We start from the raw sequence: 22,154 nt of genomic DNA, 5'->3' as shown, positions 1-22,154 counted from the left end.
TCAACGACGAGGCGGCACCCGCCTGGAGGGGACACACGCGATGACAACCCGTCGGCAGTTCATCAGGTCGGCCGGCGCCGCTTCGGCGCTCGTGGCGGCCCCCGCCATCCTGCGGGCGCAGGGCGAGGCGCGCTTCCGCCTCGCGGCGCTCTGCCCGGTGACGGGATCGGGCAGCCCCTTCGGCTCGGGCATGCAGAAGATGATCATCGCCGCCGCCGAGGCGGTGAATGCGGCGGGCGGCGCGGCCGGGCGCCGGCTGGAGGTGATCGCCGAGGACACGCAGACGAACCCGCAGGCGGGCGTGCTCGCCGCCAAGAAGCTCATCGACGTCAACAAGGTGCAGGCGATCCTGGGCACGTGGTCGTCGGGCGTCTCGCTCGCGGTGATCCCGCTCACCAACGAGGCGAACATCCCGCTCCTGCACTGCTCGGGCGCGCCCGCCCTGTCGGTGCCGCCCGCCAATGCCAAGCACCTCGGCTTCCGCTTCCAGGCGACGAACGACCGCTTCGGCCGCGCCTTCGCGGAGATCTGCGTCAAGGAAGGGTTCAAGCGCCCGGCCACCATGGCCTTCAACAACGCCTCGGGCATCGGCAACACGGAAGGCTTCCGCAAGGCCTGGGAGGCCAAGGGAGGCAAGGTGGTCGAGGCGGTCGTCTACGAGCCGAACCAGCCGACCTATGCCTCGGAGCTGCAGAAGGTGCTCGCCGCCAAGCCGGACGTGATCGTCACGGGCTCCTATCTCGCCGACACCACCATCCTGATGCGAGAGTGGTTCCAGACCGGCCAGGACGTGAAGTGGATCATGCCCGGCTGGGCGGGGAGCCCGGAACTCGTCAAGGCGACGGGGCCGGAGGTGGTCGAGGGCGTGATCTCGGTCGATTCGATCTCGAACGAGACCGCCCCCGCCTTCCAGGCCTACGACGCGGCCTACCGCAAGGCGATGGGCGTGCCGGGTCAGTCGAACGTCTATGCGGCGATGACCTGGGACATGGTGACCTGCCTCGCGCTCGCCATCGAGGCGGCCGGCGCCACCGACACGGCGTCGATCGTCGCCAAACTGCGCGAGGTCTCGAACCCGCCGGGCGCGGCCGTCTCCAGCTTCGCCGAGGGCAAGGCCGGTCTGAAGGCGGGCAAGATCAATTACGAGGGCGCCTCCTCGGTGCTGGATTTCGACCAATACGGCGACGTCACGCCGGATTTCGGCGTGTCCTTGATCCAGAACGGCGTGCTGAACCGGAAATACGTGGTGAAGATCTGACGCCCTCACGAGAGGGCATGGGGAACCCCTCTCCCGTGCGGGAGAGGGGTTCCCGCGCTCCATCCCAAACCCCTTGCCCAAACCCCTTGTTCTCATTGAACGATCGACAGATCCCGGCCCCGCATGGCGACCGCGCAACTCCTCCTCAACGGCCTCGTGCAGGGACTCGTGATCGGGCTCTCGGCGCTTGCGATCACGCTCGTCTTCGGCATCGCCCGCTTCCCGAACGCGGCGACCGGGGACACGATGACCCTCGGCGCCTACGCGGCCCTGATGGTGCACCGCGCCACCGGCTCGCTCGCGGCGGCCGGCGTCACGGCGCTCGTCGCGGGCGCGGCCGCCTCGCTCCTCGCCTACGCCCTGGTGTTCCGGCGCCTCGCGGACCGCTCGGTGGTGGCGCTCCTCGTCGCCTCGATCGGCGTCGGCTTCGTCATCCGGGCCGGGCTCGGGGTCGCGTTCGGGCACGGCCAGCAGGTCTTCCGGGTGCCGCTCGCCCGGCCCTACCTGGTCGGGGGCCTGCGCATCGCGCCGATCGACCTGCAGCTCGGCGCGGTGGCGCTCGCCGCGCTCGCGGTCACTTTCGGGCTCCTCTACCTCACGCCGATCGGGCGGGCCATGCGGGCGGTGGCCGACAACCGGGATCTCGCCCGCGTCTCCGGCATCCGGCCGGGCCGGGTGATGGTGGCCCTGTGGCTGCTCGCCGGCGCGGTCGCGGGCACGGCCGGGATGATGCTCGGCATCAAGACCGTGGTCGCCCCCGAGAGCGGCTGGGAGATCCTGCTGCCGGCCTTCACGGCGGCGATCTTCGGCGGCATCGGCTCGCCGGCGGGCGCCGTGCTCGCCGGGCTCCTGCTCGGCATGGCCCAGGAGGTCTCGACCCCGATCGTCGGCTTCACCTACAAGATCGCCGTCGCCTTCGCGATCATGCTCGCCGTCCTGCTGGTGCGCCCGCGGGGCCTGTTCGGCCGCGTCGAGGGGGCCCGCTGATGGAAGCCTATCTGGCGGCGATCGCCATCATCGCGCTGATCTACATGCTGCTCAGCCTCGGGCTGACGCTGCAATACGGGCTCACCGGCCTGATCAATTTCGGCCATGTCGGCTTCTTCGCCATCGGCGCCTATGCGAGCGCGCTGCTCGCTCTGAAGGGCGTGCCGGTGCCGCTCGGCTTCGCCGCCGCCGCCCTGCTCGCGGGCCTCGCCGCCTGGCCCCTCGGCCTCGTCGCCTTACGCCTGCGGGACGATTACTTCGCCATCGTCACGCTCGGCTTCTCGGAGGTGGTGCGCATCGTCGTCACGAGCGAGCGCTGGCTGACGAACGGCGTCCAGGGCCTGCCCGGCATCCCGCGCCTCTATCCGGGCCTCACCGGCCCGGCCGCGCAGGGAGCGACCCTCGCGACCGTGCTCGCCGTCACCCTGGCGGCGGTCTGGATGATCCGGCGGATCGCCGCCTCGCCCTTCGGCCGGCTGATCGAGGCGATCCGCGACGCGGAGGAGGCCGTCACGGCGCTCGGCAAGGACCCGGCCCGCCTCAAGGTGCAGGTGCTGGTGGTGGGAGCGGGGCTCGCCGGCATCGCGGGCGCCTTCTACGCCCACTACATCACCTACATCGTGCCCGAGCAGTTCGTGCCCCTCGTCACCTTCTACGTCTGGATGGCGATGATCATGGGCGGGGTGGGGCGCGTCTCGGGCGCGGTCGTCGGCACCGCCATCCTGATGGCCTTCCTCGAAGGCTCGCGCTTCCTGCGCGACCTCGTGCCGGGCATCTCGGAGGTCGACATGGCCTCGGTGCGGATCGGCGTCGTCGGGCTCCTCCTCATCCTGTTCGTGATGTTCCGGCCCCAGGGCCTGATGGGGGACTACACCAAGCGATGACCCTCGAGATCCGGGACATCAGCAAGGCCTATGGGGGCTTCCGGGCCCTCGACGGCGTGCGGCTCAGCATGGAGGCGGGCGGGCTGTTCGGCCTGATCGGGCCGAACGGCGCGGGCAAGTCGACCCTGTTCTCCGTCGTCTCCGGCTTCCTGCGGGCCGATGCCGGCGAGGTGCGGCTCGACGGCCGGCGCATCGACGCGCTGCCCGCCGCCGCCCGGGCGCGGGCCGGCATGGTGCGCACCTTCCAGGTGCCGCGGGAGTTCCGCCACCTCACCGTGCGCGAGAACCTGATGGCCGCGGCCCCCAACCAGACCGGCGAGGGCCTCCTCGGCCTGTTCCTGCGGCCCTCCCGGGTGCGGGCCGAGGAGGCGGCGATCGCCGCGCAGGTCGAGGAGACGATCCGCTTCCTCAAGCTCGCCCGGGTGGCCGACACGCCGTCCGGCCGGCTCTCGGGCGGCCAGAAGAAGCTCCTCGAACTCGGCCGCGCGCTGATGGTCGAGCCGCGGCTGATCCTCCTCGACGAGCCCTTCGCGGGGGTGAACCCGGTGCTGATCGAGGAGCTGATGGAGCGCATCCTGGAGCTCAACGCCCGGGGCATCGGCTTCCTGGTGATCGAGCACGACCTCGATGCCCTCACCCGTCTGGTGCCGCGGCTCGCGGTCATGGACCGCGGGCGCGTGATCGCCGCGGGCCCGCCCGAGGCGGTGCTCGCCGACCGGACCGTGCGGGAAGCCTATCTGGGAGGTGCGGCGTGAGCCTGCTCGTCATCGAGGACGTCCGCGGGGGCTACGGCGAGGTCGACATCCTCAACGGGATCTCGCTCACCCTCGAGCCGAACCGGATCGTGACCGTCGCGGGCACCAACGGGGCCGGGAAGTCGACCCTCGCCAAGGCGATCCTCGGGCTGCTGCCGCGGGTCGCCGGCCGCATCCTGTTCGAGGGGGAGGACATCGTCCGGCTCCCCACCGAGGCGCGCATCGCCCGCGGCATCGGCTACGTGCCGCAGGTCGGCAACGTGTTCGGGGCGCTCAGCGTGCGCGAGAACCTCCAGGTCGTGGCCGGCGTCCCCGACCGGGCGCGGCGGATCGAGGAATTGTTCGACGCCTTCCCGCTCCTGCGCGAGCGCCGCCGCGCCCGGGCCGGCAGCCTCTCGGGGGGCGAGCGCCAGCAGCTCGCCTTCGCCCGCGCGCTGATGCCCCGTCCGCGGCTCGTCGTCCTCGACGAGCCGACCGCGGCGCTCGCCCCCGCCCGGGTGGCGGATGCCTTCGCGCTGATCCGGCGCCTGCCGGATCTCGGCGTCACCGTGTTCGTGGTGGAGCAACGCGCCCGCCAGTCGCTCGCGATCTCGCATCACGGCTACATCCTCGACGGCGGGCGCGTCGCCATCGAGGGCCCGGCCGACGGCCTTCTGGCCGACGAGCGGGCGGCGGATCTCTATCTCGGCCGGGCGGGCCGCTCGGCCGCCTGAAGGCTCACGCCACCCCGGCCGGGGGCTTCAGCGTCGCGCCGATGCGCGAGGAGGCGATCACCGCCTGGGTGCGGCTCTCGACGCCGAGCTTCTGGAGGATCGCCGAGACATGCGCCTTCACAGTCGCCTCGGAGACGGAGAGCTCGTAGGCGATCTGCTTGTTGAGGAGCCCCTCGGACAGCATCATCAGCACCCGCACCTGCTGGGGCGTGAGCGTGGCGAGCCGGCGCATCAGGTCGGCGGTCTCCTTGTCCTCGGAGGCCGAGAGGGCGATGTCCGGCGGCGCCCAGGTCCCGCCCGCCAGAACCTGCCGGATCGCCTCGCCGATCTCGTCGATGTCGAGGGATTTCGGAATGAAGCCCGCGGCGCCGAAATCGAGCGCCCGGCGGATCACCACCGGATCCTCGTTGGCCGAGACGATCACCACGGGGATCGCCGGATGCTGCGCCCGCAGGTAGATGAGCCCGGAGAAGCCCTGCACGCCCGGCATGGTGAGGTCAAGGAGGATGAGGTCGACCTCGTCCTCGCGGTCGAGCAGGGCGGTCAGTGCGTCGAGCCCGCTCGCCTCGACGATCCGGGCCTCCGGCAGCATCGCGCCGACCGCGCCCCGCAGGGCGCCCCGGAAGAGCGGATGATCGTCGGCGACGACGATGGTGGTCTCGGAACTCAAGCGGCGCCTCCCGCCCACGCGAAGGAGCCTCGGACCCGGCGACCGGGCGGCTCTCTTGGCACGGAATTCTTGGCACCGAACTTAAGCCTTTGTGGCCCCGCCGACAATTTCGGCGCGCTGCGTAAATCCGCGCTGTCCCGCCCGATCACGCGCCGGCAAGGTGCAGGATCACCTCCCGGCGATGCGGCTGGTCCCGGTGCTCGATCAGGTAGATGCCCTGCCATGTGCCGAGCGCGAGGCGGCTTTCGATCACCGGAATCGCGAGGCCTGAGTCGGTCAGCATCGTGCGGATGTGGCCCGGCATGTCGTCGGGACCCTCGTCCCGATGCAGGTAGAACATCCGTCCCTGCAATCGGTCCGGCAGCTCGGCGTCGTGGAGGTAGGCGCCCTGGCGCGGGGCGAGCCGGTCGAGGGCGGTGAGGAGGTCGGTGCGCACGTCCGGGTCGGCATTCTCCTGGATCGTCAGCGAGGCCGAGGTGTGGCGGCAGAAGACCGTGAGGAGAGCCTGCGTCAGGCCGCTCTCGCGCACGAAGCCCGCGATGTCGGCGGTGATCTCGGTGAAGCCCTGCCCCTGCGTCGCGACGGTGAGCCGGCCCGTGACCTGCCGCGTCACCTCCCCCTCGGCGATCCTCTCAATGCGCCTCATGGCACCATCTCCCGTCCCGGCATCACCTCGCGCTCGCCGCGCTCCAGGATCTCGTGCAGCCTCTCGAGCCGGTCGGCCTCGGCGGGCGGCTTGTCCCAGCGGACCCGGCTCACGCGGGGAAAGCGCATCGCCACGCCCGACTTGTGCCGGGTCGAGCGCTGCAGCCCCTCGAAGGCAATCTCCAGGACCAGCCCCTTGGCAAGCCCGTACTCGACCTCGCGGACCGGGCCGAAGCGCTTGACCGTGTGGTTGCGGACGTAGCGGTCGAGCTTGGCCAGTTCCTCGTCGGTGAAGCCGTGATAGGCCTTGCCGACCGGGACCAGCTCCTCGCCGCCTTCCGGGGAATCGCGCCAGACCCCGAACGTGTAGTCGGAAAAGAAGGAGGAGCGCTTCCCGTGGCCGCGCTGGGCGTACATCATCACCGCATCGACCCGGTAGGGCTCGCGCTTCCACTTCCACCACGGCCCCTTCGGCCGGCCCGGCACATAGGCGCTGGTGCGGCGCTTGAGCATCACGCCCTCGATCGCCTCGGCATCCTCGCCCGCCCCGACGCTCGCCGGATCGGCGCGGGCGGCGGCCAGTTCCTCCCAGTCGCCGAAGGGCACGAGGGGCGAGAGGTCGATCCGGGCATGGTCGAGGCCGCGCACGAAGGCTTCCAGCCGCGCGCGGCGCTCCGCGAAGGGCAGCGCGCGCAGATCCTCCCCGTCGAGGGCGAGGAGATCGTAGGCGCGGACATGCGCGGGAAAGTCCTGCAGCAGCTTCGGCGTCACGGCCTTCCGGTTGAGGCGCTGCTGGAGAACGTTGAAGCTCTGCACCCGGCCCTCGCGCAGGATCAGAAGCTCGCCGTCGAGCGCCCCCGTGAAGCCGATCGCCGCAGCGAGGTCCGGGAAGGCGCCCGAGATGTCCTCGCCGGTGCGCGAGTAGATGCGCGCGACCTGATCGCCGGCCCGGTCGCGCCCGCCGACGAGCTGCACCCGGATGCCGTCCCACTTCCACTCGGCGCAGAAGGCTGCGGGGTCGAGCTTGCCGAAGTCGGTCTCCTCGTCGACCGGATGCGAGAGCATCGGCGGCCGGAACGGGGCGGGGTTGAGGGTCTCGGGCCGCTCGGCCCTTCCCTCCACCCAGGCGAAGAGCGCCCGATAGGGGGCCTTCAGCCCGTGCCAGACCTCCTCGACGGCGTCGGCCTCGAAGCCGCCGAGGCTCGCGACCGCGGTCTTGGCGAGGCGGGCCGAGACGCCGACCCGCAATTCGCCGGTGATGAGCTTGATGAGCGCCCACCGCCCGGTCTCGTCGAGCCTGTCGAGCCACCCGGCGAGGCGGGAAGGCAACTCGCCCTTGCCGATGGTCGCCAGCGCCTCGACGACCTCGCCGAGGCTCGGCACGTGAGGCGGCGGGTTGTTGTGGCCGCTTCCCGCGGCATCGGGGGCGGCGGCCTCCGGCGCCGGCCAGATCAGGGCGGTCGTCTCGGCGAGGTCGCCGACATAATGGTAGGACATCCGGAACAGGACCGGATCGACCCTTTCCTCCACGAGGCCGCGGATCAGGCCGGGCTTCGCCTCGCGGAAGCTTAAGGAGCCGGTCATGGCGGCGAGCGCGAAGCCGCGGTCCGGGTCCGGCGTATGCGCGAAGAAGTCCTGCAGGAGCCGCAGCTTGGCGCTGCGGCGCGGCTCGTAGGCGAGGCGGTCGAGGAGGTGGGCGAAGTCGTTCACGCGGCGCTCTCCACGGCCGGCTCCGCCTCGCCCTCGTCGCCGTAGCCCAGCATGTGGAGGGGTCGCGCCGCGATGCCTTGCGTCGCGCACCAATGCACCAGGGCGTCCTCCTGGCCGTGCGTGACCCAGACCTCGCCGGCCCCCGTCTCCCGGATGGTGCGGCAGAGGTCGTCCCAGTCCGAATGATCGGAGATGACGAGGGGCAGTTCCACGCCCTTCTGGCGGGCCCGGGCGCGCACCCGCATCCAGCCCGAGGCGAAGGCCGTGACGGGGTCGGGGAACTTGCGCGACCACAGGTCCTGGATCGCCGAGGGCGGGCACAGCACGATGGCGCCGCCGAGCTTCGGCCGGTCGGCGGCGGCCACCTTCGGGGTCTCCCCGAGCGGGACGCCCTCGCGCTTGTAGAGCGCGGTGAGCTTGTCCAGCGCGCCGTGCAGGTGGATCGGGGCGTCGTAGCCGGCCTCGCGCAGGAGCGCCATCACGCGCTGGGCCTTGCCGAGGCTGTAGGCGCCGACGATGTGGGTGCGCTCGGGGAAGAGCCGCACGGAATCGAGCAGGCGGCGGACCTCGTCCCGCGCATCGGGATGGCGGAAGACGGGCAGGCCGAAGGTCGCCTCGGTGATGAAGACGTCGCAGGGCACCACCTCGAAGGGCCGGCAGGTCGGGTCGGGCGCCCGCTTGTAGTCGCCCGAGACGACGATGCGGCGGGAGCCGGCTTCGATCGCGATCTGCGCCGAGCCGAGGACGTGGCCGGCGGGCGCGAAGCGCACCGTGACCTCGCCGAGGCGGATCGCCTCGCCGAGCCGCGCCTCCTGGCGGGCGCCGCAGAAATCCTCGCCGTAGCGCACCGCCATGATGCGCAGGGTCTCGAGGGTGGCGAGCACCCGGCCGTGGCCGGCGCGGGCATGGTCGGCGTGGCCGTGGGTGATCAGCGCCCGCGGCACCGGGCGGACCGGATCGACGTGGAAGTCGCCGAGGGGACAGTAGAGGCCCTCGCGGGTGAGGCAGAGGATGTCGGCGTCTTTGCGTGCCATGCTGGTCCGGGACCTGCGCGAGACCGTATATAGGCGCGCCTCGACCGATTCCCGTTCGCCGCATTCATCATTCGTCCATGGCCGTGCCGCTCCGCTCCTCCGGCGACCTCCTCGCCGACCGCCGCTACGTCTGGGCCGAGGCCGCGCTGGCGGAGGGCGATGCCGCCGCCGCCGCCGATCTCGCCGAGCAGGTGCTGGAGCGGGTGCCCGCCTATGTGCCGGCATGGCTGCTGCTCGGCCGCGCGCGCGAGGCCCTGGCGGCGGAGGATCCGGCCGCCCGCGAGCGCGCCCGGCGCGCCTTCGCGGCGGCCCTCGACCTCGATCCGGACGACGCGCTCGGTGCGCGGCTGCGCCTCGCGCAGCTCGGCGAGCAGGCGGGCGAGGCCGCCCTGTCGCCCGCCTATGTGCGGGCCCTGTTCGACGGCTATGCGGACCGCTTCGAGCGGCATCTCGTCGAGGGCCTGGGCTACCGCGCCCCGGCGATGATCCGCGAGGCGCTGCTCGCGGCGGCGCGGGACCGCCCCCTCCCCTTCCGGCGCGCCCTCGACCTCGGCTGCGGCACCGGGCTCGCGGCGCGCGCGCTCGACGATCTCGTCGACCGGATCGAGGGCGTCGATCTGTCGCCCGGCATGCTCGCCGAGGCGCGGCGGCTCGGGCGCTACGCGGCCCTGCACGAGGCCGAGATCGGGACCTTCCTGGCCGGTCACCCCCCGCAGGGGGTCGACCTCGTCGTGGCGGCGGACGTGTTCGTGTATCTGCGCGACCTCGGGCCGGTCTTCGCGGGCGTCGCCCGCGCCCTGGTGCCGGGCGGGCTGTTCGCCTTCACGCTGCAGGCCCATGACGGGGCGGGGGCGGTGCTGGGCCCGGACGGGCGCTACGCCCATGGCGAGGCCCTGGTGCGCCGAGAGGCCGCAGCCGCCGGGCTCGCCATCGTGACCCTCGCGGCGGCCTCCACCCGGCGGGAGCGCGCAGAGGACGTGCCGGGCTGGCTCGCGGTGCTGGCCCAACCCGCCTGAGCCCCCCTCCCCGGCGCGTCCCGCGTCCGGGATGCAAAGGGGGCGGCCCGGGCCGCCTCAATCCCCGCTTCCCACTGGCACGATCCCGCCTCGACGGGTCCGGGAGCGCGGGGTAGAACCCGCCCGCATTCGATTCCAGCCAGGAGGCCCCATGTCGGAGACGACGCCGTTTCGTCGCGTGCTCGTGAAGCTCTCCGGCGAGGCTCTGGCCGCCCCGGACGGCTATTGGCTGCATCCGCCGACCCTCGCGGCGCTCGCCGAGGACATCGCCCGCACGGTCGCGGCCGGCATCCAGGTCGCGCTCGTGGTCGGGGGCGGCAACGTGATCCGGGGGGCGCGGGTCTCCGCCGCAGGCTGGATCGACCGGGCGACCGGCGACTCCCTCGGGATGATCGCCACCGTCATGAACTCGCTGGCGCTGGAGACGGCCCTCAACGCCGCGGGCGTCACCGCCCGCACCATGTCGGCGGTGTCGATGCCGACGATCTGCGAAACCTATGCCCGCCAGCCGGCGCTCCACCACCTCGACAAGGGGCAGGTCGTGGTGCTGGCCGGCGGCACCGGCAACCCCTTCTTCACCACCGACACCGCGGCGGTGCTGCGGGCCGCCGAGCTGAGATGCGACGCCGTGCTCAAGGCGACGCAGGTCGACGGCGTCTACTCGGCCGACCCCAAATACGACCCGCAGGCCGTGCGCTACGACCGGCTCACCCATGACGAGGCCATCGCCCGCGACCTCAAGGTGATGGACACGGCCGCCTTCGCGCTCGCGCGCGAGAGCCGGCTCTCGCTGGTGGTCGGCTCGGTCCATCCGCCGAGCTCCGTGACGGCGATCCTGACCGGGGAAGCGCCCGCGACCCGCGTGGTGCCGTGAAGCAATCGTCCGCGGAGCCATTTGCGGCAGGTCGGGTTTTGGTCCATTGAAGCCGGAACGGGAGGCGGGCGCGTGAGACGCCCGCCCCCCCGACGCACGGTCCGTCTCGGGAAGAGCAGGAATGGCCACCCCCACCTTCGATCTCGCCGACCTCAAGCGCCGCATGCAGGGTGCGGTGAATGCGCTCAAGCACGATCTCGGCTCGCTGCGGACCGGTCGGGCGAGCCCCACCCTGCTCGATCCGATCCAGATCGAGGCTTACGGCGCCGTGATGCCGATGGCCCAGGTCGCGACGATCAGCGTGCCCGAGCCCCGGCTGCTCAGCGTCGCCGTGTGGGACCGCGGCATGGTGAGCGCCGTCGAGAAGGCGATCCGCGAATCCGACCTCGGCCTCAACCCGATGACCGAGGGCCAGACCATCCGGCTGCGCATCCCCGAGATGAGCGAGCAGCGCCGCAAGGAGATGGTCAAGGTGGCGCACAAATATGCCGAGGAGGCGCGTGTCGCCGTCCGCCACGTGCGCCGCGACGGGCTCGACCTGCTCAAGAAGCTGGAGAAGGATGGCGCCATCAGCCAGGACGACGAGAAGCGTCAGGCCGATCAGGTGCAGAAGATCACGGACCAGCACATCGCCGAGGTCGACCAGACCCTGGCGGCGAAGGAGAAGGAGATCATGCAGGTCTGATCCGGACCGGCATGGATCGTCAGGAAGGGACGCGCGGGTCGGGGCCCGGTCCGCGCGCAGGTTAGGCCGGGATGGCGGGCGACAGCAAGACGGCACTCCTCGCGGGCACGGCCGAGACCGCCGGGCTTAAGCGCGGCGTTCCCGCGCATGTCGCCATCATCATGGACGGCAACGGGCGCTGGGCGGCCCGCCGCGGCCTGCCGCGGGCGGAGGGCCACCGCCGGGGGGTCGAGGCGGTGCGCCGGGCGGTGCGCGCGGCGATCGACCTCGGCATCCAGTATCTCACCGTCTACAGCTTCTCGTCGGAGAACTGGCGCCGGCCCGCTTCCGAGGTGGCCGACCTGATGGGGCTGCTCAAGCTGTTCGTGCGCCGCGACCTCGCCGACCTGCACGCGAACGGCGTGCGGGTGCGGATCATCGGCGAGCGGCGGGGCTTGGCCGACGACATCGCCGCCCTGCTGCGCGAGGCCGAGGAGCGCACCGCCCAGAACACGCGGCTTACCCTTGTGGTCGCGTTCAATTACGGCGGGCGCCAGGAGATCGTCCGCGCCGTCCAGGCGATGGCCCGGGCCGTGCAGGAGGGGCGCCTGAGCCCGGAGGCGATCGACCTCGGCACGGTGGCGGCCGCCCTCGACACGCAGGGCATCCCGGACCCCGACCTCGTGATCCGCACCTCGGGCGAGCAGCGGGTGTCGAACTTCCTCACCTGGCAGACGGCCTATTCGGAATTCGTGTTCATCCAGGACCTGTGGCCGGACTTCGACCACGCCGCCTTTGCGGCGGCGGTCGGCGAGTACCAGAGCCGCGAGCGCCGCTTCGGCGGCCTGACCGCACAGGCCGGCTGATGGCCCAGCGCGGGGACGCCCCCGCCTCCACGGGGGGCTCCGCCCCGCCCCCGGGCCCGGCCCCGGACAGACCTCGGCCCTGGCCGGCGAGCGAACTCGGGGTGCGGGCCGTGTCCGGCGTGGTGCTGGGCCTGCTCGTTCTGGCGGCGACCCTGAGCGGCGGCTGGTTCTTCGCGCTGATCTGGCTCGCGGCCGGGCTCGCCATCGTGGGCGAGTGGCTCGCCATCACCCGCACGGGGCCGCACCGGCCTCTCCTCGCCCTGGCCGGGCTGGTGCTGGCGGGCCTCGTCGTCGGGGCGCGGCTCGCCCTGCCGCCGCTGCCGCTCCTGGGCCTCGGGATCGGCGGCGGTGCCGTCCTGGCGCTCGTCGCCCGGCCCCGGCCGGGCCGGCTCTGGGCCCCGCTGAGCCTCGCCTGCGCTGCCATCGTCGCCCTGGTGCCGGTGCTGCTGCGGGACGATCCCCGCATCGGGCTCGCCGGCCCGCTCTGGCTGTTCGGCGTCGTCTGGACCACCGACATCGCCGCCTACTTCACCGGGCGCACCCTCGGCGGCCCCAGGCTGTGGCCGGCGGTCAGCCCGAAGAAGACCTGGTCGGGCTTCTGCGGGGGGCTGCTCGGCGCGACCCTCGTCGGCGGCGCGGTGGCGGCGGGCGCGACCCATCTCGGCGCGCAGACGAGCCTGCCGCTCGGCCCCGCCCTCCTCCTCTCCGCCCTCGGCTCGGTGCTGAGCCAGGGCGGCGACCTCGCCGAATCCGCTCTCAAGCGGGCCTACGGCGCGAAGGATTCGGGCCGCCTGATCCCCGGCCACGGCGGCGTGATGGACCGTCTCGACGGGTTCTTCGCCGTGGCTCTGCTCGCCGGCATCCTTCTCGCCGCCGGACTCTAAGCAGGTTTCGGAACAGTGCCCCGCGGTTTTCCGTCAAAAACCTGCGACAGACCAGCGGATATCGACTTCACTTAAGGGGGCGCGATGGTCCGGTCTCCAAACAGAGCCTTCGCAGACCGGATCACAAGGTCTTCGCCCTTTTCCGGATTCTCCGCCCCTTCCCGCTTCCTCTTTCCCGGATGACTGGAGCGCTAGAAGGAGGGCCAGGCTGCCCTCCACCGCCTTGATCGAACCGGTGAATTGTCCCTCGGGATCGCGGCCACGCAGGCTCTTCAGGGCCGCCTCGGCTTTGCCGGCATTCATCGCGAAGGTCGCCGGCCCCTTGGGATCGAGGGTGGCGAGGAAGCGCCAGTTCGCGACCCGCACCAGGAGCACGGCAGCCTCGACGAGCGCGCCCTGGGCGACCTGCGCCGCATCGCCGCGCGCGCGGATCTCGGCCAGGAGCCTGTCGGTCGCCCGCGTGAGCTCGTCGCCGCCCGTGAACAGCTTGGCCTTCTCGGACGCGATCGCGGACCCGGCCGCCGCCAGCCGCTGCAGCTCGCCCTTGAGCGCCTGCGCCTCGTCCCGCATCCGCGTGTAGATCTGCCGCCGCTCCTCCGACAAGGCGCCCCCGGCCATCGTCGCGCTGATCGTCTCGGTGGCGTGGCGGGCCTCCTCCATCTGGGGGACCCTCTCGGCGCTCCAGGTGCTGCGATAGATCTCCGACAATCCGGCGAGCCGGGTCGCCTGCGCTTCGGCATCGAACACGGTGCGGGCGCGCTGGTCGTACCGGGCACGCTGCTCGAACTGCCCGACGATGGAACTCTGCTGATAGAGCGAGAATCCTCCGAGCCCGGCCGTGATGAGAACCAGACTGCCAAATCCAGCATAGAGACGGGAGCGGATTCCGATTCTCATCAATGCAATCCCACCAAGACTACAATGACCGAGAGAGCCGTAGATTGCCTAATACATTCTTACCAGAAAAATACTTTCCGGATCTAGACATTTCGCACGACGATCAGCAGCGACACAGCCGCCGATGCAGCGCCGCGGCAGCTGCGTCAGGAGAGCCATTCCGGCCCGCAACGCTACGCCACCCGGAACCTCAGGGGCGCCCGGGGACGCGAGCCCGGCATCTCGGCCGGACGGATTGCCCTTCGCCCCCCAGCTTGGATATGGCTGGGCGCGGACAACGAGGATCCTCGACCTTGACGTGCACCGTCACCGTGCTCGGAGCGACCGGCTCCATCGGACGCTCCACCGCCGATCTCCTCGACCAGCACCGCGACCGCTTCCGGGTCGCGGCCGTCGCGGGAGGCAAGGATGCGGCGGCGCTGGCGCGCGTCGCGCGCGAACTCGGCGCCGGCTTCGCGGCCCTCTCCGACCCGGACGGGGGCCCTGCGCTCCGGGACGCGCTCGCGGGCAGCGGCATCGCCTGCGGGGCGGGGCCGGAGGCGGTGATCGAGGCGGCGAGCCGGGATGCGGACCTCGTCGTCGCCGCCGTGAGCGGGGCGGCAGGTCTCACGCCCACCCACGCAGCCATCCGCCTCGGGCGCACGGTGGCGCTCGCCAACAAGGAGAGCCTCGTCTGCGCGGGCGACGCCTTCATGCGCGACGCCAAGCGCTACGGCGCCCGCATCCTGCCGATGGATTCCGAGCACAATGCGCTCGCCCAGGCCATCGGCGAGGGCCGCATCGACGACATCACCCGCATGACCATCACGGCCTCGGGGGGGCCGTTCCGCACGGCGCCGCGCGAGCGGATCGCGGCGGCGAGCGCCGCGGAGGCCGCCGCGCACCCGACCTGGTCGATGGGGATGAAGATCAACATCGATTCCGCCACCCTGATGAACAAGGGCCTCGAACTCGTCGAGGCGCACCACCTCTTCTCCATCGACGCCGCGCGGCTCGACGTCGTCGTGCACCCGCAATCGATCGTCCACGGCCTCGTGACCTGGCGCGACGGAGCGGTGACGGCCGGGCTCGCCATGCCGGACATGCGGGTTCCGATCGCCCATTGCCTCGGCATCGGCGATCGGCTGTCCATCGCGCGGGGCCGCCCGGTCGACCTCGCGGCGACCGGCAGCCTCACCTTCGAGCGCCCGGACGAGGAGCGCTTCCCGTGCCTGCGCATCGCCAGGGCGGCGCTCGCGGCGGGCGGCGCGCAGCCCACCGTGATGAACGCGGCCAACGAGATCGCGGTCGCCGCCTTCATCGCCGGGCGGATCGGCTTCTACGACATCGCCGCCCTGGTCGAGCGGGCCTGCGAGGATTTCGCTGCGCGCTTCCCCGCGGCGCCCGCCGACGTGGCCGAGGCGCTGGCCATCGACGACGAGGTGCGGCGCTGGAGCACACGGGCGCTCGCGGCCTAGAGCCGCGCCCATCCCGGTTAACCGGAACTGAATCCGGGACGGGACGGCCTCGCATCCGCACTCTGTCATCGGGCGCCCGCCCGCGGTATGACACGCCGATGGCGCCCCGTGGACCGGCCGGTCCGCGGACGCCCGAGAGGAACCGGCGCCGCCGGGCTGGCCAAGCATGACCTTTCTCAGCACCCTGACCGAGACGACCGGCAGCTTGCTCTACATCGTGCCGTCGTTCCTGTTCGTGCTGACCGTGGTGGTGTTCATCCACGAACTCGGCCATTTCCTGGTCGGCCGCTGGTGCGGCGTCGGGGTGACGAGCTTCTCGATCGGCTTCGGCCCCGAGATCCTCGGCTTCACCGACCGCAAGGGCACCCGCTGGAAGCTCTCGGCGATTCCCCTCGGCGGCTACGTCAAGTTCGTGGGCGACCAGAACGGCGCCAGCGTGCCCGATGCCGGCAGCCTCGCGCGGATGAGCGCGGCCGAGCGTGCCGTGAGCTTCCACACCCAGAATGTCTGGAAGCGCATCGCCATCGTGGCGGCCGGGCCGGCCGCCAACTTCCTCCTCGCCATCGCGGTCTTCGCGGGCTCGATCTACGCGATCGGGCGCTACGAGGTGGCCCCGCGCGTCTCCGGCGTGCAGGCCGGGAGCGCCGCCGAGCGGGCCGGCTTCCAGGCCGGCGACGTGGTGCAGGCGATCAACGGCAGGCCGGTGACGAACTTCGCCGACATGCAGCGCATCGTCTCGGGAGCCGGCGGCGAGCGGCTCGTCGTCACGGTCGACCGCGGCGGCGTGCCCACGTCCATCGAGGCGGTGCCCGACACGGTGCAGGAGAAGACGCCGTTCGGCACCCACCGCCTCGGCCGGCTCGGCATCCAGGGGCCCCGCGACACCGCGGACGTGAAGCTCGTCCGCTACGGCGCCGTCGATTCCCTCCGGATCGGCGTCTCCGAGACCTACTACGTCGTCGAGCGCACCTTCGACTATATCGGCAAGCTCATCACCGGCCGCGAATCGGCCGACCAGCTCTCCGGGCCGATGGGCATCGCCCGCGTCTCCGGGCAGGCGGCCAGGGCCGGGGGCCTCGGTGCCGTGGTCGGCCTCATCGCGGTCCTGTCGGTCTCGATCGGGCTGATCAACCTCTTCCCGGTCCCGCTCCTCGACGGCGGGCACCTGCTGTTCTACACGATCGAGATCCTGCGCGGGCGCCCCTTGAGCGAGCGCGCCCAGGAGATCGGCTTCCGCATCGGGCTCGCCCTCGTGCTGATGCTGATGCTGTTCGCGACCTGGAACGATATTGTGCAGATCGGCACCTCCTGGACCCGCGGGACTTGAATCCCGCCCGCCGATCGCAGTCAATTCGAGCGATCGGGTTCAGCCTTCCCGAACGGGTCCGGACATAAAACCGTCAGGATCGTCTCTCTTCTATTGCGCGAATCCCGAACTGGGCCTTCGCGCAACGGCGGTCCTTCAGGGCTTGCTCACCTTGCCTGGTGAAAAGCCTGGGCCGAGCCCGTGACAGGAAGGCCACGTCCCCCCAAAATCCGGACCCGCTGCGAGCTTGGCGTTTGCTTCGCGGGGGATTCTCAGTAGAAGCGGGCGAGGACCAGACGGTCCCCGCCCTCTCGCGAGGGTCGGAGACCCGCGGGTGCGAACCCGGACCGATAATAATGAGACGGGCCATTTGATGATGTCGATGACGGGGAAGCGCGCGCGCGTGTCGGCCACTGGCGCCATCGTGATGGTCGCCGGACTGGCTGCGGGTGGCGCTCAGGCGCAGCAGGTCGTCGTGCAGGGCAACAGCCGCGTCGACGCCGACACGGTGCGGTCCTACGTGACGGGCGTGTCGCCCGAGGAGGCCCGGCGCAACCTGATCGCGAGCGGGATGTTCTCGGACGTGCGGGTGTCGCAGAGCGGCGGCCGCACGATCGTCACGGTGCGCGAGAACAACACGATCAACCGCGTCGTCTTCGAGGGCAACAAGAAGGTCGAGAAGAGCACCCTCGAGAGCATCGTCGAGGCGAAGTCCCGGGCGGGCTTCAACCCCGCCGTCGTGCAGGCCGACGTCGAGCGCATCCGCGAGGTCTATCGCCGCTCGGGCCGCGGCCTCGCCAAGGTGACCTATCGGACGGTCGACCTGCCCAACGGCAGCATCGACGTCATCTACACCATCGACGAGGGCGACAAGACCGGCATCAAGGAGATCCACTTCGTCGGCAACCAGGCCTATTCCGAGGGGCGCCTCAAGGACCTGATGACCTCGACGGAGATGAATCTCCTCAGCTTCATCAAGACCTCGGATGTCTACGATCCGGACCGGATCGCCAATGACCTTGATCTGGTGCGCCGCTACTACCTGAAGAACGGCTATGCCGATTTCCGGGTGGTGTCGGCGGATGCGCGCTTCGACGAGGGCGCGGGCGGCTGGATCATCACCATCACGGTCGAGGAAGGCCGCCAGTACCGCGTCGGCGCGGTGGCGATCGACTCGCGACTCGGCGGCGTCGACGGCGCGACCCTGCGCGACGAGGTCCGCACCGAGGTCGGCGACATCTACAATGCCGAGGACGTGGAGAAGACGCTCACCGGCGTCACCACCGAGGTCGCCCGCCGCGGCCATCCCTTCGCGCAGGTGCGCCCGACCGGCGAGCGCGACCGCGCCTCGGGCACCGTCTCGCTGGGCTTCATCGTCGAGGACGGCCCGCGCGTCTATGTCGAGCGCATCAACGTCCGCGGCAACACCCGCACCCGCGACTACGTGGTGCGGCGCGAGCTCGATTTCGCCGAGGGCGACGCCTACAACCGCGTGCTCGTCGACCGGGCGGAGCGCCGCCTGAACGGCCTCGGCTTCTTCAAGAAGGTCCGCTTCTCGAACGAGCCCGGCTCCGCCCCCGACCGCGTCGTGGTCAACATCGACGTCGAGGATCAACCCACCGGCTCCTTCTCGGTGGCGGGCGGCTACTCGACGGCGGACGGCGTCATCGGCGAGGTCTCGGTCTCCGAGTCGAACTTCCTCGGCCGCGGCCAGTATGTCCGTCTCGGCGTCTCGGCCGGCCAGTACACCCGCGGCGTCGACTTCTCGTTCACCGAGCCGTACTTCCTCGGCTATCGCCTGGCCGCCGGCTTCGACGTCTTCAGCAAGTACAGCGACCTGACCCGCTACTCGCGCTACGTCACCGACGTGACCGGCGGCCAGCTCCGCCTCGGCCTGCCGGTCACCGAGGAATTCGGCGTCACGTTGCGCTACTCGATCTACAACACCGACCTGAAGATCCCGAACACCCTCAAGCGGCCCTACAACGACTGCTCGGTGCCGATCCCGGGATACACCCAGACCTGGCCTGCAGGCACGGTCATCAACGGGCAGAACGTGAGCGGCCTCGCGCAGTATCCGAACTGCGCCTTTGACGGCGAGGCGTCGATCGCGCTCAAGTCGTCCGTCGGCTCGACGCTCACCTCGCTCGCGGGCGTCACCCTCGCCTACTCGACCCTCGACAACCTGCAGCTGCCCCGCAACGGCTTCTATGGCGAGCTGAAGCCGGAATTCGCCGGCCTCGGCGGCGACTCGAAGTTCTTCCGCATCACCGGCGAGGCCCGCTACTACAAGGAGCTGTGGGAGGACGTCATCGGATTCGTGAAGCTCCAGGGCGGCCACATCCTGCCGACCGAGGGCAACAACCTGCGCATCACCGACCAGTTCTTCCTCGGCCCGTCGCTGGTGCGCGGCTTCGCCCCGAACGGCATCGGCCCGCGCGACATCGGGACGACGGATGCCCGCTCGAACGCGCTCGGCGGCACGACCTATGTGGGCGGCACGCTCGAGGTGCAGTTCCCGATCTGGGGCCTGCCGCGGGACATCGGCCTGAAGGGTGCCGTCTTCGCGGATGCCGGCACGCTGTTCGGCTACAAGGCCCGGCGGGGCTTCGACGTGAACGGCGACGCCATCATCAACGGGTTCGGCCCGAATGGCTGCAACTTCAACACCTTCTCGATCGGCGTCGAGCCCGAATGCGTGAACGTGCGCGACAAGCCCACGCTGCGCTCCTCGATCGGTGCCTCGATCCTGTGGAACTCGCCGCTCGGCCCGATCCGCTTCGACTACGCCTATGCGCTCACCCGCGATGAGGGCCAGAAGGTCTTTGCGCAGGACGGCACCTTCCTCGGCCGTGTCGGCAAGGACCAGATCCAGGCCTTCCGCTTCTCGGGCGGCTCGCGCTTCTGACGGCGCGCTCCCGTCACCATCCCGGCCGGCTCCGCGAGGAGCCGGCTTTTTCGTTTGTCCCCGCCCCCGCGAGCGGGTAGGTCGGGCGCCCGTCGAACCGGCGGCGCGGCCTTACGCCCGCCGCACTCCCTGCGAGCGCGCATGTCCGACCCGGTCTTCTTCTCCTCCGTCGGCCCGATTCTCCTGGCGGAGGTGGCGGCGCTTGCCGGGGCCGCCCTGCCCGAGGGGCTCGACCGCGAGCTCGCGATCCGTGGCGCCGCCCCGCTCGAGAGCGCGGGCCCGGACGACCTCGCCTATATGGACAACGCGAAATACGCAGAGGCGCTGGGCCTCACCCGCGCGCGGGCCTGCCTCGTCTCGCCGCGCTTCGCGGCCCGGGTGCCGGAGGGCACCATCGCACTCGTCACGCCCCAGCCCTACCGGGGCTTCGCCAAGGTGCTGGCCCGCCTGTTTCCGAGCGCCGCGCGCCCGACCTCCCTGTTCGGCGCGACGGGCGTCTCCCCGGGCTCCTTCGTGCATCCGGCGGCCCGCCTCGAACCGGGCGTGGTGGTCGATCCCGGCGTGGTGATCGGGCCGGGCGCCGAGATCGGCGCCGAGACCGTGCTCGCGGCCGGCGCGGTGATCGGCCCCGGCACCCGGATCGGCCGCGGCTGCGCCGTCGGCCCCGGCGCCTCGGTGCTGCACGCGCTGATCGGCAACCGCGTCATCATCCATGGCGGCGCCCGCATCGGCCAGGACGGCTTCGGCTTCGCCATGGGCGCGGGCGGGCACCTCAAGGTACCTCAGGTTGGCCGCGTCATCATCCAGGACGATGTCGAGATCGGCGCCAACACGACGATCGACCGGGGCGCCAGCCGCGACACCATCATCGGCGAGGGCACCAAGATCGACAACCTCGTGCAGATCGCCCACAACGTCGTCATCGGGCGCCACTGCGTGATCGTCGCGCAGGTCGGCATCTCCGGCTCGACGACGCTGGAGGACTACGTCGTGCTCGGCGGGCAGGTCGGCGTCGTCGGCCACCTGCGGATCGGCATGGGCGCGCAGATCGCAGGCTCCAGCAACATCAACAAGGACGTGCCCCCGGGCGCCCGCTGGGGCGGCACGCCGGCCAAGCCCGTACGCGAGTGGTTCCGCGAGATGACCACCCTCAAGCGAATCGCCGCGCGCGAGCGCCTCGCCGAGGACACGGCCGAATAGCGGCTGCCGCCGTGCTGCCGCAAATCCCTTGCATCGGCCCCTCTTCTCTCGCCAAAGACGAGATCACGACCGGTCGCCGCGGCGGCCGACGAGACCCTCTGCCCCTCGAGGCCTCGCATGGAGCCTGACGCGATGACCGAGACGCCCACCGAACTGGGCACGGCCGACATCATGCGGGTGATGGAGCTTCTGCCCCACCGCTACCCGTTCCTGCTGGTCGACCGCATCACCGCGATCAACGGCGACGACAGCTGCATCGGCATCAAGAACGTCACCATCAACGAGCCGCAATTCACGGGCCACTTCCCGGCGATGCCCGTCTTCCCCGGCGTCCTGCTCGTCGAGGGCATGGCCCAGACCGCGGGCGCCATCTGCTGCGCCCACAAGCTCCAGAACAACACCAAGCCGAGCCGGGTCTACCTGATGACCATCGACAAGGTGAAGTTCCGCAAGCCGGTCGTCCCCGGCGACACCGTCGAGTACCACATGAAGAAGGTGAGCAACCGCCGCTTCATGTGGTGGTTCCGCGGGGAGGCCAAGGTGAACGGGGTGCTGGTGGCGGAAGCCGAGATCGGCGCCATGCTGGTGACGGAATGACCATGCAGGCCACCGCCCCGGCCGAGACCCGGATCCATCCGAGCGCGGTCATCGAGGACGGCGCGGTGCTGGGCGAGGGCGTCCGCATCGGCCCGTTCTGCCATGTCGGGCCGGAGGTGCACCTTGGGGACGGGATCGAGCTCGTGAGCCACGTCGTGGTGGCGGGCCGCACGACCATCGGCGCAGGCACGCGGATCTTTCCCTTCGCGTCGATCGGCCATCCGCCGCAGGACCTGAAGTATCGCGGCGAACCCTCGACCCTCACGATCGGGGCCGATTGCCTGATCCGCGAGGGCGTGACCATGAATCCGGGCACCGCCGGCGGCGGCCTGAAGACGGTCGTCGGCGACCGCTGCGCCTTCCTGGCCAACAGCCATGTCGGGCACGATTGCCGGATCGGGGACAACGTCGTGTTCTCGAACAACGTCATGCTGGCGGGCCATTGCAGCGTCGGCGACTACGCGATCCTGGGGGGCGGCGCGGCCGTGATCCAGTTCGCGCGGGTCGGCCCGCACGCCTTCGTGGGCGGCCTCTCGGGACTGGAGAACGACCTCATCCCGTACGGCATGGCGCTCGGCAACCGGGCCCACCTGTCGGGGCTCAACATCATCGGCCTGCAGCGCCGCGGCTTCTCGCGCGAGGACATCCATGCGCTGCGCCGCGCCTACCGGCTGCTCTTCGCGCAGGAAGGCACGCTGATGGAGCGCGTCGAGGACGTGGCGGCGGAGTTCGAGACCCACGCCATCGTCCAGGAGATCCTCGCCTTCATCCGCGAGGGCGGCAAGCGCTCGGTCTGCATGCCGCGCGAGGCGCCGGGACCGGCCTGAGC

General features: G+C 71.1%; 21 protein-coding genes. 16 read left to right on the top strand and 5 right to left on the bottom strand.

Annotation, left to right across the window (positions count from 1 at the left end):
- Positions 1-40 precede the first annotated feature (40 nt).
- From MNOD_RS07460 to MNOD_RS07440, 5 genes are all read left to right on the top strand, one after another.
- The gene (locus MNOD_RS07460; RefSeq protein WP_015928235.1) at positions 41-1,258 is read left to right on the top strand and encodes an ABC transporter substrate-binding protein; all 1,218 of its coding nucleotides are present in this window, start codon (positions 41-43) and stop codon (positions 1,256-1,258) included.
- 123 nt (positions 1,259-1,381) lie between these two features.
- Positions 1,382-2,245: a branched-chain amino acid ABC transporter permease gene (locus tag MNOD_RS07455; RefSeq protein WP_015928234.1), complete on the top strand. Its 864-nt coding sequence runs from the start codon at positions 1,382-1,384 to the stop codon at positions 2,243-2,245.
- Positions 2,245-3,129 (top strand): branched-chain amino acid ABC transporter permease, encoded by an 885-nt coding sequence (locus MNOD_RS07450; RefSeq protein WP_015928233.1) that lies wholly within the window; start codon positions 2,245-2,247, stop codon positions 3,127-3,129. The genes MNOD_RS07455 and MNOD_RS07450 overlap by 1 nt, the downstream gene beginning before the upstream one ends.
- Complete coding sequence (locus MNOD_RS07445; RefSeq protein WP_015928232.1) at positions 3,126-3,884, top strand: ABC transporter ATP-binding protein; 759 nt, start codon at positions 3,126-3,128, stop codon at positions 3,882-3,884. The genes MNOD_RS07450 and MNOD_RS07445 overlap by 4 nt, the downstream gene beginning before the upstream one ends.
- A complete protein-coding gene (locus MNOD_RS07440; RefSeq protein WP_015928231.1) occupies positions 3,881-4,597 on the top strand; it encodes an ABC transporter ATP-binding protein in 717 nt (238 codons plus the stop codon). Before MNOD_RS07445 ends, MNOD_RS07440 begins: the two co-directional genes overlap by 4 nt.
- A gap of 4 nt (positions 4,598-4,601) precedes the next feature.
- Here MNOD_RS07440 and MNOD_RS07435 read toward each other — a convergent pair whose 3' ends face one another.
- The 4 genes from MNOD_RS07435 to MNOD_RS07420 form a co-directional block, all read right to left on the bottom strand.
- A complete protein-coding gene (locus tag MNOD_RS07435) occupies positions 4,602-5,267 on the bottom strand; it encodes a response regulator (protein WP_015928230.1) in 666 nt (221 codons plus the stop codon).
- Positions 5,268-5,412: 145 nt separating this feature from the next.
- The gene (locus tag MNOD_RS07430; RefSeq protein WP_015928229.1) at positions 5,413-5,913 is read right to left on the bottom strand and encodes a secondary thiamine-phosphate synthase enzyme YjbQ; all 501 of its coding nucleotides are present in this window, start codon (positions 5,911-5,913) and stop codon (positions 5,413-5,415) included.
- The gene (locus tag MNOD_RS07425) at positions 5,910-7,622 is read right to left on the bottom strand and encodes a cisplatin damage response ATP-dependent DNA ligase (protein ID WP_015928228.1); all 1,713 of its coding nucleotides are present in this window, start codon (positions 7,620-7,622) and stop codon (positions 5,910-5,912) included. The genes MNOD_RS07430 and MNOD_RS07425 overlap by 4 nt, the downstream gene beginning before the upstream one ends.
- Complete coding sequence (locus MNOD_RS07420) at positions 7,619-8,656, bottom strand: ligase-associated DNA damage response exonuclease (RefSeq protein WP_015928227.1); 1,038 nt, start codon at positions 8,654-8,656, stop codon at positions 7,619-7,621. The genes MNOD_RS07425 and MNOD_RS07420 overlap by 4 nt, the downstream gene beginning before the upstream one ends.
- Before the next feature lie 77 nt (positions 8,657-8,733).
- Here MNOD_RS07420 and MNOD_RS07415 point away from each other — a divergent pair, with 77 nt between their 5' ends.
- The 5 genes from MNOD_RS07415 (at position 8,734) to MNOD_RS07395 (ending at position 12,960) form a co-directional block, all read left to right on the top strand.
- Entirely contained in the window at positions 8,734-9,672 is a 939-nt protein-coding gene (locus tag MNOD_RS07415) for a class I SAM-dependent DNA methyltransferase (RefSeq protein ID WP_015928226.1), read from the top strand.
- Positions 9,673-9,823: 151 nt separating this feature from the next.
- A complete protein-coding gene (gene pyrH / locus MNOD_RS07410) occupies positions 9,824-10,546 on the top strand; it encodes a UMP kinase (protein ID WP_015928225.1) in 723 nt (240 codons plus the stop codon).
- Between the two features lie 121 nt (positions 10,547-10,667).
- Positions 10,668-11,231 (top strand): ribosome recycling factor, encoded by a 564-nt coding sequence (gene frr / locus MNOD_RS07405; RefSeq protein WP_015928224.1) that lies wholly within the window; start codon positions 10,668-10,670, stop codon positions 11,229-11,231.
- Between the two features lie 71 nt (positions 11,232-11,302).
- Positions 11,303-12,076, top strand: a complete 774-nt coding sequence (locus MNOD_RS07400; RefSeq protein WP_015928223.1) for an isoprenyl transferase — start codon at positions 11,303-11,305, stop codon at positions 12,074-12,076.
- Entirely contained in the window at positions 12,076-12,960 is an 885-nt protein-coding gene (locus MNOD_RS07395) for a phosphatidate cytidylyltransferase (protein WP_015928222.1), read from the top strand. Before MNOD_RS07400 ends, MNOD_RS07395 begins: the two co-directional genes overlap by 1 nt.
- A 33-nt stretch (positions 12,961-12,993) precedes the next feature.
- On the opposite strand, the gene MNOD_RS07390 is transcribed toward MNOD_RS07395, so the two are convergent.
- Positions 12,994-13,857 (bottom strand): MCP four helix bundle domain-containing protein, encoded by an 864-nt coding sequence (locus MNOD_RS07390; protein ID WP_015928221.1) that lies wholly within the window; start codon positions 13,855-13,857, stop codon positions 12,994-12,996.
- A 293-nt stretch (positions 13,858-14,150) separates the two neighbouring features.
- On the opposite strand from MNOD_RS07390, the gene dxr reads away from it, so the two are divergent.
- The 6 genes from dxr (at position 14,151) to lpxA (ending at position 22,152) form a co-directional block, all read left to right on the top strand.
- A complete protein-coding gene (gene dxr, locus MNOD_RS07385) occupies positions 14,151-15,314 on the top strand; it encodes a 1-deoxy-D-xylulose-5-phosphate reductoisomerase (protein ID WP_015928220.1) in 1,164 nt (387 codons plus the stop codon).
- Positions 15,315-15,480: 166 nt separating this feature from the next.
- Positions 15,481-16,641: an RIP metalloprotease RseP gene (rseP, locus tag MNOD_RS07380; RefSeq protein WP_015928219.1), complete on the top strand. Its 1,161-nt coding sequence runs from the start codon at positions 15,481-15,483 to the stop codon at positions 16,639-16,641.
- 352 nt (positions 16,642-16,993) lie between these two features.
- A complete protein-coding gene (bamA, locus tag MNOD_RS07375; protein ID WP_043748258.1) occupies positions 16,994-19,528 on the top strand; it encodes an outer membrane protein assembly factor BamA in 2,535 nt (844 codons plus the stop codon).
- A gap of 141 nt (positions 19,529-19,669) precedes the next feature.
- Positions 19,670-20,728, top strand: a complete 1,059-nt coding sequence (gene lpxD, locus MNOD_RS07370) for a UDP-3-O-(3-hydroxymyristoyl)glucosamine N-acyltransferase (protein WP_015928217.1) — start codon at positions 19,670-19,672, stop codon at positions 20,726-20,728.
- A 132-nt stretch (positions 20,729-20,860) separates the two neighbouring features.
- Complete coding sequence (gene fabZ / locus MNOD_RS07365; RefSeq protein ID WP_244424678.1) at positions 20,861-21,325, top strand: 3-hydroxyacyl-ACP dehydratase FabZ; 465 nt, start codon at positions 20,861-20,863, stop codon at positions 21,323-21,325.
- Between the two features lie 2 nt (positions 21,326-21,327).
- Entirely contained in the window at positions 21,328-22,152 is an 825-nt protein-coding gene (lpxA, locus tag MNOD_RS07360) for an acyl-ACP--UDP-N-acetylglucosamine O-acyltransferase (protein WP_015928215.1), read from the top strand.
- Positions 22,153-22,154: the final 2 nt, after the last annotated feature.

The organism is Methylobacterium nodulans ORS 2060, from assembly GCF_000022085.1.
Classification (GTDB): Bacteria; Pseudomonadota; Alphaproteobacteria; order Rhizobiales; family Beijerinckiaceae; genus Methylobacterium; species Methylobacterium nodulans.
The sequence above is the reverse complement of the archived record's forward strand: the minus strand, read 5'-3'. Positions and strand labels throughout refer to the sequence as shown.